Genomic DNA, 12,994 nt, shown 5'->3' on the forward strand with positions numbered 1-12,994 from the left:
CGGGTCAGGACCAGCGGCCGAGCAACGTCGCGGCGTGCGCGGCGAGGGCAGCTTGGAAGAACGGACCGAAGCTCACCCGTGCGACGCCGAGCGGTCCGAAGGATGCCGGGTCGTCCTGGTCGGGCAGGCCGATCGCGTTGACGGGCAGCGGCAGCTCCGAAGTGAGACGTTTCTGGGTGGCGTCGTCGTGGCGGCCCACCGGATACAGGACGTCGGCGCCGGCGTCGGCTGCGAGCTTCAGCCGGGAGATGGCACGGTCGACGCGATCGGCATCGTCGCCGACCTTCTTGACGAACAGGTCGGTCCGCGCATTGACCACGACGTGCACGCCTGCGGCGTCGGCGGCCTGGCGTAGTTTCCCCACGAAGTCGGCGTGCTCCTGCGGCTCACGCAGCCGGCCGCCTTCACTGTGGACGGTGTCCTCGATGTTCAGCCCCACGGCGCCGGCGCCGATCAAGCCGTCGATGAGGCGAGCGGGTTCCTCCCCGTAGCCGGATTCGATGTCCACCGAGATGGGCAGGTCCACGGCGGAGGTGATCTGGGCGATCCGATGCAGCAGCTCGTCGAAGGTGATTCCCTCGTTGTCGGGCTTGCCGATCGAGTCCGACACCGGATGGCTACCGACCGTGAGTGCTCGGAAACCCGCGGAGACAGCCAAATTCGCGGACCACGCGTCCCATACCGTCGGCAGGATGACCGGGTTACCGGGCTGATGCAGCTGCAGCAGCGTTGTGGCCTTCTCGTGGATCGACGTCATGGGTGGGCTCCTCGCCTCGGAAAGTGTTGGACGGAGTCGTTCTCGGTACGCCTTCGTTGGCAACGCGAGGTGGGTGCCGTCCATTCCTCGCTGCTCGAGTACCGTGAGTGGATGGACTTCCGCGAACCCCTGTCGGCGGCGGCGGCCCTCGCCTCCGGCGCACTGGCCGGGTTCGTTCTCACCAATCCCCGCAATCGCGCGTGGGCCATCTATGCGTCGGATCGTGAGATCGACCGGTGGCTCAGCAGCCAGCCGACCGGTGTCGTGGTTGCCCTCGTCCTCGCCGTGATCGCTGTGGCCGGACTGCAGCGGTCGGGCTCACGCCGCGCCTCGTGGATCGTCGCCGCGGCGTGTGCACTCGTCCTGATCGCAACCCGCTCGGCGGTGGCGGGGGCAGGTGGTGTCGACACGCTGATCGCATTGCACTTCGCGAAGACCGCAACCGCGGGGATTCTTCTCGGAGCCGCGGTCGCCGCAGTGTGGGGACGGTGGGGTCCGCAGCTGACGCTGACGCTCGGCGCGGCGGGAGCGTTCGTTCTCGCGAGCGTCGCGCGACTACCACGCGGTGACACCGAGTATCTCGAACCGGCAAGCCGGAGTACGTCCGCGATCGGGGAACCACCGATGTGGTTGCTGATCGGGACGCTGGTACTGGCGCTCGTTTCCACCGCCCTCGCCCAGAAGCAGTTCCGGGTGCAGCGTCCAGAACGTCGCACCCTCCAGACGGCACTGGCCGCGGCACTGGCTCTCGCTCTCCTCAACCGGCTACTCGGTGCGTGGATCGACGACCACGAATTCGGTGAACCGCTGACGGTATGGCTCATCATCGGCTTCTGCCTCGTCGTGGTGCTGGTATGCACGGAGGTGTCCGCACGCTTGCTCCCCCGTGCCGACGGGCATTTCCTGCTGGCCGCCACGGCAGTCACCGCCGCGGCCATGCCCGTCCTCGACGACCTCCGGACCCCGCGCGTGACAACCCCCGCCTCCGCCGTCCTGATCGTCGGTGTCACAGCGTTGGCATTGGGTATCGCGGTCGCGGTCCGGGTTCCTCCGACGTTGCGACGACCGTACTGGGGGCTCGGGCTCGCCGCCCTCGTTCCCCTGACCACCGCCATACAGCCCGACTTCGGCAGTGACGGCGTCCTCCTTCTCGCCCGGCTCTTCCTCCTGTGCACCGGGATGGGGTTTGCGCTGGCCGCCGCGCTCCCCGCGTCGGCGCCGGTCGCAGTTCTGGGCCTGGCGTTGCCGTTCGCCTCGCTCGTCTTCGTGGCGGCAACCACCATCCCGGGCAGCCGGGTCGTGTACGCCGGAGCCTATGAACCGCTCGGCGCTGTGGCGGCGTTCACCGGCGAGGCCGACGGCCCCTCGCCCGTCTCGGCGGCATCGGACCATCTCGCGGGGATCGCGATGCTGGCCGTCGTGGCGTACTGCGCCTACTCGATACGGTCGCGTCGCCCACCGCTGGAAAAGACAGCACCGCTCACCTAGTCGAGCAGACCCAGCGACTGCAGCCGGCGAAACACCAGCATCGAACCGGGCGCGACGTCGGGCATCGCCGCGTACTCGTCGACCGTGAAGTACCGCAGTTCCGCGATCTCGCTCGTCGGCCGCGGCTCAGCGCTCAGTTCTGCAAGAAAGCACGTCATGTGCAGGGCGGTGCCTTCGGGATGCCCGTACGCCGGCGCTTCGAAGACTCCCAGTTGCTCGAGGGTGCCGTCCACGATCGCGGCGTCGAGTTCTTCCCAAATTTCCCGGTGCAGCGCCTCTTCGGCGTTCTCGCCGGGATCAATCTTGCCGCCGGCCATGTAGAACGCCGACTTTCCGACCGATCTCGTCTGCAGAAGCCGCCTCTGGCGGATGTGAGCGAGGGCTGCGGTTCGGATCTCGGCGGGCACGCCTCACAAGATAGAACAGCCCGCCGCGGCCCTGAAATGACGGAGCGCGACAGGCTCGCCCGTTTCGTCCGGTTTGCCGGGACTCGAGGCCGCAACCTGGAACCAGTAAGATGTACGTCGTAGACCAACTCGCTAGCTTCGCGAACGGTCTACACCGACTCGGTTCGCTGCGTTCCGACACCCCGCCGCCCGCTGACCAACGACGGAGTGCCTTTTGCTCGCTGTTCTGCTCGCCCATGCTGTCGCCGCCGTTCTGGCTCCGCTTGTGGTGCGCATGTTCGGCCGCAACGCTTTCTATCCGCTCGCGCTCGTCCCGCTGGTATCACTCGGCTGGGTGATCGCGCACTGGGGGACGGTGCAGACCGTCTCACTCGAGTGGATCCCCGGCCTGTCGATGAACATCGACTTCTGGTTCGATCCCCTGGCCGCCATCATGTCGGTGCTCGTCCTCGGGATCGGCGCCCTGATCTTGATGTACTGCGCGCGGTATTTCACCGACGACGAGCCGCGGCTGGGCATTTTCGCCGCGCAGATGGTGGCGTTCGCCGGCGCCATGTTCGGGCTCGTCGCCAGCGACAACATGTTGTTGCTGTACACCTTCTGGGAGTTGACGACGGTCCTGTCGTTCCTGCTGGTCGGCCATTATGCCGAGCGCGCCTCGAGTCGCCGGGCCGCGACGCAGGCGCTGCTCGTCACCACCGCGGGTGGGCTGGCCATGCTCGTCGGCATCATCATCCTCGGCCAGGTCGGTGGCACGTACAACCTGTCGGAACTGATCGAGGTCGCACCTCGCGGCTGGCTCGCCGGTGTCGGCGTTGTGTTGGTCCTCATCGGTGCGCTGTCGAAATCGGCGATCGTCCCGTTGCATTTCTGGCTGCCCGGAGCGATGGCGGCCCCCACTCCGGTCAGCGGTTATCTGCATGCCGCGGCCATGGTGAAGGCCGGCATCTATCTCGTGGCCCGGCTGTCCCCCGGCTTCGCCGACGCCGCCCCGTGGCGATTCACCATCGTCACGCTCGGGCTGCTGACGATGGTGCTGGCCGGGTGGCGTGCGCTGCGGGCCTTCGACCTCAAACTCGTCCTCGCGTTCGGCACCGTCAGTCAGCTCGGATTTCTCATGGTGCTCGTGGGTCTGGGTACGCGGGACGCCATGCTGGCGGGGCTGACCATGGTGGTCGCCCACGCGATGTTCAAGGCGGCGCTGTTCATGGTGGTCGGGATCATCGACCACTCCACCGGCACCCGGGACATCCGGAAACTGGGCCACCTGGGCGCCCGCGCACCGGCGCTGACGGTGTTCGCGGCCCTTGCCGCGGCCAGCATGGCCGGACTGCCGCCGTTCCTGGGTTTCGTCGGCAAGGAAGCAGCCTTCGACTCGTTGCTGAGCACCACGGCGCTCGCGGACCCCGCTCGCCTCGTGGCCGTGGCCGTGGTGGTGGTCGGATCGATCCTGACCTTCGCCTACAGCGTGCGATTCATGTGGGGGGCATTCGGGCGCAAGCGGCTCGAGAATCCCACCGTTGCCGTGCAGAAAATGCACGCACCCGGCCCGATGTTCCTGGCCGCGCCCGCGGTGCTCTCGGTGCTCGGTCTGGCCGCGGGTGCGGCGTCACCCCAACTCGAGAAGCTGCTGGTTCCGTACTCGCAGACTCTGCCTGCCGAGGGTGCTTCCGACTACCACCTCGCGCTGTGGCACGGCGTGAACACCGCCCTGCTGTTGACGGTGGTCGTGTTCGCCGTCGGCACCGCCCTGTTCGTGGCGCAGCGGTGGGTCATCCGGTTGCGGTTCGAACATCCACCTCTCGGCAACGCCGACCGCATCTACGACGCGACACTCCGCTTCATGGACGCCCTGTCGATGCGGCTGACCGGCGCCACCCAGCGTGGTTCGCTCCCCCGGACCCAGGCGATCATTCTCGCCACGCTCGTCGTGCTGCCGCTCGTTCTGCTGTTCACCGGCAGCCGCACCGACGCCGACCTCCGACTGTGGGACTCGCCGGTGCAGTTCGTGATCGGGCTGATGATGGTGGCCGCCGCGCTCGCGGCGACGGTGATGCGCAACCGGCTGGCCAGCGTCATCCTCGTCGGCCTCAGTGGATACGGCTGCGGTGTCCTGTTCGCGCTGCACGGCGCCCCGGACCTGGCACTGACCCAGTTCCTCGTCGAAACGCTGACTCTGGTGATCTTCGTGCTGGTGTTCCGCAAGCTTCCCGCAGAGGTCGACGAGAGCAGGGCCATCGGTTTCAAGCTGCCCCGGGCACTGCTCGCGGTCGCGGTCGGCGCCACCATCACCACGATCGGTGCCTACGCGATCAACGCCCGCAACACGGTGCCCATTCATGGGTTACTTCCCGACGCCGCGTACTACATCGGAAACGGCAAGAATGTCGTGAACGTCCTACTCGTCGACATCCGAGCCTGGGACACGCTCGGCGAAATCTCGGTTCTGCTCGTCGCCGCGACGGGTGTCGCGAGTCTGGTGTTCCGCAATCGCCGCTTCGGCAGTGCGCCCCGCGTGTCGGACGCCCCTGCGGTCACCGTCGAACAGGCGTCCGCGCAGTCGGAGACGACGTGGCTGCTCGGTGGAGATCTCATCGATCCCCGACACCGTTCGCTGGTTCTCGAGGTGACCACCCGGCTGATCTTCCCGACGATCATGGTGCTGTCGGTGTACTTCTTCTTCTCCGGGCACAACGCACCCGGTGGCGGATTCGCCGGCGGTCTGACCGCGGGGCTCGCCCTTGTGTTGCGCTATCTCGCGGGCGGCCGTTACGAGCTGGGAGAAACGGTCCCCATCGACGCCGGCAAGATTCTCGGGCTGGGCCTCACACTCGCCGCCGGAACGGCCCTGGTGTCGTTGTTCCTCGGCGCACCCGTGCTGTCGTCCGCAGTGTTCGAGGTGACGGTCCCGCTGCTGGGACACATCAAGCTGGTCACCGCACTGTTCTTCGACCTGGGTGTGTACCTCATCGTGGTCGGTCTCGTCCTCGACGTGCTCCGCAGTCTCGGCGCACGTCTCGATGCACAGATCGAGGTGAACCAGAAATGAGCGCAAACATCGGATTCCTCGTCATCATCGGCGTCCTGGTGTCTGCAGGCGTCTACCTGCTCATCGAGCGCAGCATCACGCGCATGCTCCTGGGACTGCTGCTGTTCGGCAACGGGATCAATCTTCTGATCCTCACGTCGGGTGGCTCGGACGGAAATCCCCCGATCGTGGGCCGCGACTCCATCCACGAGTCGATGGCCGATCCCCTCGCGCAGGCGATGGTGCTCACCGCGATCGTCATCACCATGGGCATTGCGGCCTTCGTCCTGGCTCTCGCGTACCGGTCGTTCAAGATCACCACCGCCGACCTCGTCGAGAACGATCCCGAAGACACCCGGGTCCTGCTGCGGCGTTCGCCCTCGGAAGCCCCCGACCGCGACCGCTCCGACGACCCCGTCACCGGCGAGCCCAGTTTCACCGGTGACGCCTTCGACCGGAACGGTAATCCCATCCCCTTGGAAGAACTACGGAACCTCGAAGACCTCGAGGGTTACGAAGAGCTGCACACCGGCGATTTCGACGACGACGAAGACGACAAGGCCACGATCGGAAAGAAGCCGTGACCCTGTCCCCGCACCTCGTCACCACACTCGCCCCGCTGCCCGTTCTCGTGCCCATGCTCGCCGCCGCCGCGACCCTGGTACTCGGCCGGCGTCCCCGCGCCCAGCGGGTGATCACCCTCACCGCACTGATCGCCGTGCTGGTCGTGTCCGCACTGCTCCTGTACCTCGCGGACCGCGACGGTACGACGGCGATTCAAGTGGGCGGCTGGGACTCCCCCATCGGCATCACCCTCGTCGTCGACCGTTTGTCCGCGATGATGCTCGTCGTCTCTTCGATCGTGCTGCTGGCCGTCATGGCATACGCGGTCGGTCAGGGCATCCGCGACGGAAGTGAAGACCAGCCCGTCTCGATCTTCCTGCCCACGTATCTGGCCCTCACCGCAGGAATATCCAACGCCTTCCTCGCCGGTGACCTGTTCAACCTGTATGTCGGTTTCGAGGTGTTGCTCGCGGCCAGCTTCGTCCTGCTGACGTTGGGAGCGAGCGCCGAGCGGGTCCGCGCCGGCGTGTCCTACGTGATGGTGTCGATGGTGTCGTCGCTGATCTTCCTGGCCGGCATTTCCTTCGCCTACGCGGCCACCGGCACCCTCAACCTCGCCGACATGGCCACCCGGCTCGACGGCATCCCGTCGGGCACGCGCACCGCCATCTTCGGTGTCCTGCTCGTGGCGTTCGGGATCAAGGCCGCGGTCTTCCCCCTGTCGACGTGGCTCCCCGACTCCTACCCGACCGCGCCGGCACCGGTCACGGCCGTCTTCGCGGGTCTGCTCACCAAGGTGGGCGTGTACGCGATCATCCGCGCGCACACGCTGCTGTTTCCGGAGGGCGAACTCGACAACGTTCTGATGGTGTGCGGCCTGCTGACGATGCTCGTCGGCATCTTCGGTGCGATCGCGCAGAGCGACATCAAACGCCTGCTGTCCTTCACCCTGGTCAGTCACATCGGCTACATGGTGTTCGGTATCGCGCTGTCCACGCAGTCGGGACTCTCGGGTGCCATCTACTACGTGGCGCACCACATTCTCGTGCAGACCACGCTGTTCCTCGTCGTCGGTCTCATCGAACGACAGGCCGGGTCGTCGTCGCTGCGCCGGCTCGGCGGGCTCGCCGCCGCCAGCCCCGTCCTCGCCATCGTCTTCCTCGTCCCTGCTCTGAACCTCGGGGGCATCCCGCCGTTCTCCGGGTTCATCGGCAAAGTAGCCCTCCTGCAAGCGGGTTCCGCGGACGCCGGGGTACTGGCCTGGATCCTCGTCGGTGGCGGCACCCTCACCAGCCTGCTCACCCTGTACGTGGTGGCCCGTGTCTGGACCAAGGCGTTCTGGCGGGCCCGCGCCGACGCCCCGGAAGGTGACCTCGCCGATGTGAGCCCGTCGGCTCTGATCGACGAGTCCGAGGCCGACATCCCGTTCGACGATCGCGCCGACGTGGGGCGCATCCCCGCGATGATGTTGCTACCCACGGTCGCGCTCGTCGGGGTGGGCCTGGCCATGACGGTCTTCGCCGGGCAGATCATCTCGATCAGCGACCGTGCTGCCACCGACCTGCAGGACCGCTCGATCTACATCACCGCCGTCCTGGGCGATCGCAGCGGGGCCGAAGCGCAGGAGGCGCCGCGATGAAACGCGAGAGATTTCTCCAACTCAGCGCACTGGTCTGGTTGACGGCCGTATGGATTCTCCTGTGGGGAAACCTCAGCATCGCCAACGTGGTCGGCGGAGTCGCGGTCGGTGTGCTGATCATGGTGCTCATGCCCCTGCCGAGGGTGCCGGTCCAGGGGCGCGTGCACGTCCTGTCGCTCCTCCGGCTGGCCTGGAAATTCGTGTACTACTCGCTCGAATCGAGCCTGCAAATCGCCTGGCTGGCGGTACGCCCCGGTCCGCCACCGGTCACCGGCGTTCTGCGGTACCAACTCGGAATCAAATCGGATCTGGTCCTCACCCTGTTCATCGACGTCGTGAATCTCATTCCGGGAACCATGGTGCTCGAGATCGATCAGGTTCGACGGATCGTGTACGTCCATGTACTCGACATGGGTTCGGCGAAGGCGGTCGGCCAGTTCTACCGCACGGTCGCGCAACTGGAACGCTTGTTCATCGCCGCCTTCGAGCGCGACTCCGAATGGAAGCCGAGTGCCTGGCACTTCGGCGACGAGCAGTACGAGGACCCCGCTCAGGAGGGCACCACATGACAGTCGTCTCCGTCATCTCCGGGATCGTTCTGGTGATCGCCGGCGTGCTGACCACCTTTCGGCTTCTCGACGGGCCCAACTCGCTGGACCGCCTCGTCGCCCTCGACACCCTGATCGCACTCGCCATGTGTGGTCTCGCGGTGTGGGCCGCCTACACCGGCGACACCACGATCGTCCCCGCCATCGTCGCCCTGTCGCTGGTCGGCTTCATCGGTTCCGTGTCGGTGGCCCGCTTCCGGGTGAGTGACAAGTAATGACCAGTGTCCTGAACTACATCGGCGCCGGTCTCATGCTGGCGGGCTCTCTTCTCGCGCTCACCGCGGCCATCGCCATCGTGCGTTTCCCCGACACTCTGCGGCGCATGCACGCCGCCACCAAACCGCAGGTGGTCGGACTGAACATGGTGCTGGTGGGCGCCGTGATCGAACTGCGGGGCAACGTCGACATCTGGATGTTGATCCTCGTCGGCGTCTTCACCCTCTTCACCGCTCCTGTCATCGCGCACAGCGTCGGCCGCGTCGCGTACCGGGAGCAACGCGATCAGGACGGGCTGATGATGATCAACGAGCTGGAGCCTCCAGAGCGGCCGTGACCGCAGGCCGGGAACCGACGGTGCCCCAGCGGTGCAGCGCGCTGTCCTCCCGGGCGAAGAAGGTCGCGTAGAACCCGAGAATCACAGCGGCGAGGACACCGATCACGATCGGTCCCGAGACCTCGGGGAAGCGGCCCATCGGCACGGCGAGATAGCGGTAACTGAGCAGCAGTACGACGAGTGCGATCGTCCCGCCGCCGACGAGCCGAATCCGGAACCAGCCCCACCCGCGTTCGGGGTCCCGCAGGGCCGACTCGATGGTCAGGCAGAGCACGGCTCCCGCCACCAGGTCGACTCCGTAGTGATAGCCGAAGCCGAGCGTCGCGGTGAGAGTGCATACCAGCCAGAACGTGCCGCCGAGCCGAAGCCACCAGGTGCCGCCGCGCGAATGGATGAACAGCGCGAGCGCCCAGGCGGTGTGCAGACTGGGCATGCAGTTGCGGGGTGTCACCGCATCGAACGCCATCGGCGCAGGGGTGAAGTCGGGCGTCGGAACGAAATTCGGCCAGAAGTTGCCGGCCTGAAAGCCCTGCCCGTCGGTGCCGAATGCGAAGATCGGCCCGACCACGGGGAAGAGAAGGTAGAAGATGGGCCCGACGAGGCCGATCAGCAGGAACGTGCGGACGAGATAGTGCGTGGGCCAGCCGTTTCTCAGCTGATAGATCGCCACCGCGATCGCGGCGACCGGTAGTTCGATGTAGACCCAGTGCAGAACCCCGTAGCCGACCGAACCGAGAGCATCGACCAGCTGTCCCATGTGCCACGACGGATTTCCCAGCGCATGGTCGGCCAGCTGCGCGTATTCATCGAGAACCATCGGGCCGGCCATGATCGTGATCTGCAACCACGCATCGCCGAACTTGGTCGCGAGAATGAGCAGGGCACCGAGCGCCACCCCCTTCAGCGCGCTGTGCCGCTGCTCGCCGGTCCACCGGACCGCGGCGTAGACACCGACCGCGGTGAGGACCCACGTCGCACCGTTTCCCACGGTGAGTGGGCCCCCCGCCGCGTACCGCACAGCCGCAACGGACACATCGATGCCGGCCGCGGCCGACAGGGCCACGATCCGCTGCCGTGACGTGAGCCCGACCATCGCGAGCGCGAGCCCCGCCCAGGGGACGGACGCCGACTTCGGTGTCAAAACATAGTCACGAACAAGGCTTTCGAGTGGCCCCTGGAATCCCTGCGCCGACGCGAGCAACTGCACCGTCACCAGCGCAGCCACGACCCCCAGCACGCCACCGGCAACGAGCGTGGGCGACCGGTCGACGGACCTCCCCGGCCGTGCAACGGCTACTTCGTCGATCGACACCCGGCAAGTGTAAACAACACATGAACGGAAGGTGGACAAGCGTCCGACCCCGGCACCGCGGTGTCAGGTGCCCAGCTCCTTCACGAGAGCATCGACCACGGCCACCAGATCGCCCCCGGTGGCCTCCGCGACCTGGCGTTGGCGCTGATAGGAGGCCCCGCGGCGCGGGATATCGGCCACAGCCGCCAGTTCGTCCGCACACCCGAGACGCGCAGCGGTGGGTGCGAGCTTCTCGAGCAGATCGTTCAGGTCGTCGGTGACGAGCCTCTCGTTGCTGTCCGAGTCGAGGATGATCTCGGCGTCGAGCCCGTACCGCGCCGCCCGCCACTTGTTTTCCTTGACATGCCACGGCTGCAGGTTCGGCAGGTTCTCGCCGGCCTCGAAACGCCGGTCCAGATCGACGATCAGGCAATGCACGAGCGCCACGAGCGCACCGAGTTCGGCGCGGGTCGAAATGCCGTCGAAAACCCGCACCTCGATGGTGCCCCAGCGCGGAGCCGGGCGGATGTCCCAGTGCATGCCGCCGATCTTGGTGATCACCCCGGTTTTCATCTGATCACTGATGAAGTCCTCGTACTGCGCCCAATTCGCGAACTGGTAGGGCAACCCGGCCGTGGGCAACTGCTGGAACATCAGCGCACGGTTACTGGCGTACCCGGTGTTGACGCCCGCCCACATCGGTGACGACGCCGACAACGCCAGTAGATGCGGATACCGCTGCAGCAGAGCATTGAGAATCGGGAACACCTTCTGCGGTGACGACACACCGACGTGAACGTGCACACCCCAGATCAGCATCTGCCGCCCCCACCACTGCGTGCGTTCGATCAGCTCGTCGTAGTCAGGTGTGCGGGTGACCAACTGAGTGGACCACTGGGCGAACGGGTGGGTGCCGGCGCAGATCAGGTCGACACCCAGAGGGTTGGCAGCCCGCCGCAGCAGATCGAGCGACTCGTCGAGATCGCTCATTGCCTCGCCGACGGTGGAGTGGATGCCGGTCACGAGTTCGACGGTGTTGCGCAGCAACTCCTTGGTGATGCGCGGATCCTCGGGGCCCGCCAGATTCGCCACCGCATCGAACACCTCGGCGGCCGTGTTGGAGAGATCCCGCGTGACCCTGTCGACCAGCGCGATCTCCCACTCGACACCCAGTGTCGGCCGCGGCGAACCGGGAAAGGGAACTACCACGATTCCGATCCAACCACAGGCCGCACGGTGCGGCAGTACACCGACATCCCGGCGTCAACCGGGATGTCGGAGATCTCAGCTTTCGCCCAGGACACCGCAGGCCACACGTGAGCCTGCGTCCCCGGTGCTCAGGGTTTCCTGATCGGGAGCGGGTGCGTACCGGGTGGGGATGTTCGCGAAGTTGTCGGCGCCGGAGTGGATCATGACCGCGGTCCCGGCATCGCTGTTCTTCAAGTCCTCCACAGTGAAGGCGTCAGTGGTAGTGACCAATTCGCCGGTACCGTCTTCGAGGATCTGCAGCGAGGTGAGGTCTCCGCTGGCCGGGTGGCCGGAGTGTCCCTCGACCTGGAAGTGTCCACCGGCGGAGAGGAAGTTGCCGGGTGCACCGCCGGTGGGGGCGACGGAGTTCGTCTCGCATTTGCCGACCGAATGCACGTGGAAGCCGTGGAACCCGGGAGTCTGGTCCTTGACGGACACGGTGACCTCGACGTGCTCGCCGGACTGCGTGAAGGTGGCGGTGCCGACGTCGTTACCTTCGGCATTCTTGAACGTCGCAGTGAGGGTGTCGCTTCCGCTCTCGCTGTGCCCGCCGGCCGAACCGTGGCCTGCATCGCCGGGAACGTCTGCGGCACTGGGATCGGCGGCTCCGGTCCACACGGGGGGCGTGGTACCCGAGACGTCGGACGGCTCCTCGTTGTTACTGCAGGCGGTCAGCCCCAACGCAGCGATGGCCACCACGGGGGTGACAATGCGCCAGGACATCCGACGGGTAGTACTCGAGGCCATCAATACCGCTCCTTTGAGGTGGCGAAGAAGTGCATCTGATCATAACCACGACGCCCCTGGACCGGCCTTCCGGTCCAGCCTGCCCCGGCGCTCGCGCTACCCGGCGGCGGTGACGATGACGATGACGCCTGCGGAAGAGTTCGCGATACCGGCGAATCGGGGTTTGGCCGTAGCCCCCAGTTCGGCGGCGATCTGCGTCGCCGCTTCCTTCTCGGCAGGCGAATTGCCGTAGTAGACGGTGGTTTCGGAGATCGTTCCGTCGCTGTAGTTCCCCGTTTCGGCCACCGTCCAGCCGGCCTCGGTGAGTTCGGTGGCCGTCTGTCCGGCGAGTCCGGTGACGTTGCTGTTGTTGAACACCCGCACGGGCACCGACGACGCGTCGGCGGACGCGGATGTACCCGAGGCGCCGGACGTGGTGCTCGCCGACGCGGACGTCGAGGTGGCACCCGACGCCGACGCGGTCGCAGTCGTCGTGCGCGCCGCGGGCGAAGCCGGCGGAGCCGCGGAGGCGGTCGTGACGGTGGCCGCAGTGTTCCCCGAGTCCGAATCGCCGAGTGAGGCGAACCCGAGACCGGCGAAGAGGATCGCGAGAGAAATCAGCACCATGGCGAGGGCACGTAACGGCGGGCCGGACGATTGCGGATTCTGATTGCTCACGGTGTCG

General features: G+C 66.6%; 13 protein-coding genes. 7 read left to right on the plus strand and 6 right to left on the minus strand.

The genetic code is table 11. The features are described from left to right. Positions 1–4: 4 nt before the first annotated feature. Entirely contained in the window at positions 5–757 is a 753-nt protein-coding gene (locus R4P95_RS02785) for an isocitrate lyase/phosphoenolpyruvate mutase family protein (protein ID WP_213573185.1), read from the minus strand. A 111-nt stretch (positions 758–868) separates the two neighbouring features. Between R4P95_RS02785 and R4P95_RS02790 the strand changes: the two genes are divergently transcribed. Continuing rightward, positions 869–2,245: a hypothetical protein gene (locus tag R4P95_RS02790; RefSeq protein ID WP_317743526.1), complete on the plus strand. Its 1,377-nt coding sequence runs from the start codon at positions 869–871 to the stop codon at positions 2,243–2,245. Here the strand turns inward: R4P95_RS02790 and R4P95_RS02795 are convergent. Continuing rightward, positions 2,242–2,652, minus strand: coding sequence for an NUDIX domain-containing protein (locus tag R4P95_RS02795; RefSeq protein ID WP_317743527.1), 411 nt, complete (start codon positions 2,650–2,652; stop codon positions 2,242–2,244). The genes R4P95_RS02790 and R4P95_RS02795 overlap by 4 nt on opposite strands. A gap of 214 nt (positions 2,653–2,866) precedes the next feature. Between R4P95_RS02795 and R4P95_RS02800 the strand changes: the two genes are divergently transcribed. Genes R4P95_RS02800 through mnhG form a run of 6 tightly spaced genes read left to right on the plus strand, consistent with a single transcriptional unit; the run spans position 2,867 to position 9,044 of the window. After that, positions 2,867–5,701, plus strand: coding sequence for a Na+/H+ antiporter subunit A (locus R4P95_RS02800; RefSeq protein WP_317743528.1), 2,835 nt, complete (start codon positions 2,867–2,869; stop codon positions 5,699–5,701). Beyond that, the gene (locus R4P95_RS02805) at positions 5,698–6,264 is read left to right on the plus strand and encodes a Na(+)/H(+) antiporter subunit C (protein ID WP_109327673.1); all 567 of its coding nucleotides are present in this window, start codon (positions 5,698–5,700) and stop codon (positions 6,262–6,264) included. Before R4P95_RS02800 ends, R4P95_RS02805 begins: the two co-directional genes overlap by 4 nt. Then, complete coding sequence (locus tag R4P95_RS02810) at positions 6,261–7,883, plus strand: Na+/H+ antiporter subunit D (protein ID WP_213573188.1); 1,623 nt, start codon at positions 6,261–6,263, stop codon at positions 7,881–7,883. Before R4P95_RS02805 ends, R4P95_RS02810 begins: the two co-directional genes overlap by 4 nt. Continuing rightward, positions 7,880–8,452, plus strand: coding sequence for a Na+/H+ antiporter subunit E (locus R4P95_RS02815; protein ID WP_317743529.1), 573 nt, complete (start codon positions 7,880–7,882; stop codon positions 8,450–8,452). Before R4P95_RS02810 ends, R4P95_RS02815 begins: the two co-directional genes overlap by 4 nt. Next, positions 8,449–8,706: a monovalent cation/H+ antiporter complex subunit F gene (locus R4P95_RS02820; RefSeq protein WP_109327667.1), complete on the plus strand. Its 258-nt coding sequence runs from the start codon at positions 8,449–8,451 to the stop codon at positions 8,704–8,706. The genes R4P95_RS02815 and R4P95_RS02820 overlap by 4 nt, the downstream gene beginning before the upstream one ends. Further along, complete coding sequence (gene mnhG, locus R4P95_RS02825) at positions 8,706–9,044, plus strand: monovalent cation/H(+) antiporter subunit G (protein ID WP_109327665.1); 339 nt, start codon at positions 8,706–8,708, stop codon at positions 9,042–9,044. Before R4P95_RS02820 ends, mnhG begins: the two co-directional genes overlap by 1 nt. Here the strand turns inward: mnhG and R4P95_RS02830 are convergent. The 4 genes from R4P95_RS02830 to R4P95_RS02845 all read right to left on the minus strand — a co-directional run bounded on the left by R4P95_RS02830 (position 9,013) and on the right by R4P95_RS02845 (position 12,936). Then, the gene (locus tag R4P95_RS02830) at positions 9,013–10,350 is read right to left on the minus strand and encodes a phosphatase PAP2 family protein (protein WP_317743933.1); all 1,338 of its coding nucleotides are present in this window, start codon (positions 10,348–10,350) and stop codon (positions 9,013–9,015) included. The two genes, mnhG and R4P95_RS02830, sit on opposite strands and share 32 nt — an antisense overlap. Positions 10,351–10,419: 69 nt before the next feature. After that, the gene (locus R4P95_RS02835; protein WP_213573191.1) at positions 10,420–11,544 is read right to left on the minus strand and encodes a glutamate--cysteine ligase; all 1,125 of its coding nucleotides are present in this window, start codon (positions 11,542–11,544) and stop codon (positions 10,420–10,422) included. Between the two features lie 75 nt (positions 11,545–11,619). Continuing rightward, positions 11,620–12,330 (minus strand): superoxide dismutase[Cu-Zn], encoded by a 711-nt coding sequence (gene sodC / locus R4P95_RS02840; RefSeq protein WP_213573192.1) that lies wholly within the window; start codon positions 12,328–12,330, stop codon positions 11,620–11,622. A 96-nt stretch (positions 12,331–12,426) separates the two neighbouring features. Continuing rightward, a complete protein-coding gene (locus R4P95_RS02845; RefSeq protein WP_397517673.1) occupies positions 12,427–12,936 on the minus strand; it encodes a LytR C-terminal domain-containing protein in 510 nt (169 codons plus the stop codon). Between the last annotated feature and the right edge of the window lie 58 nt (positions 12,937–12,994).

The sequence above is a fragment of the Rhodococcus sp. IEGM 27 genome (assembly GCF_033142305.1).
Classification (GTDB): Bacteria; Actinomycetota; Actinomycetes; order Mycobacteriales; family Mycobacteriaceae; genus Rhodococcus_F; species Rhodococcus_F oxybenzonivorans.

Bases quoted from the DNA above. Each gene is read 5' to 3' on its own strand.
- R4P95_RS02820 (WP_109327667.1), top strand. From the start codon at position 8,449: ATGACAGTCGTCTCCGTCATCTCCGGGATCGTTCTGGTGATCGCCGGC.
- mnhG (WP_109327665.1), top strand. From the start codon at position 8,706: ATGACCAGTGTCCTGAACTACATCGGCGCCGGTCTCATGCTGGCGGGC.
- R4P95_RS02815 (WP_317743529.1), top strand. From the start codon at position 7,880: ATGAAACGCGAGAGATTTCTCCAACTCAGCGCACTGGTCTGGTTGACG.
- R4P95_RS02790 (WP_317743526.1), top strand. From the start codon at position 869: ATGGACTTCCGCGAACCCCTGTCGGCGGCGGCGGCCCTCGCCTCCGGC.
- R4P95_RS02805 (WP_109327673.1), top strand. From the start codon at position 5,698: ATGAGCGCAAACATCGGATTCCTCGTCATCATCGGCGTCCTGGTGTCT.
- sodC (WP_213573192.1), bottom strand. From the start codon at position 12,330: ATGGCCTCGAGTACTACCCGTCGGATGTCCTGGCGCATTGTCACCCCC.
- R4P95_RS02785 (WP_213573185.1), bottom strand. From the start codon at position 757: ATGACGTCGATCCACGAGAAGGCCACAACGCTGCTGCAGCTGCATCAG.
- R4P95_RS02845 (WP_397517673.1), bottom strand. From the start codon at position 12,936: ATGGTGCTGATTTCTCTCGCGATCCTCTTCGCCGGTCTCGGGTTCGCC.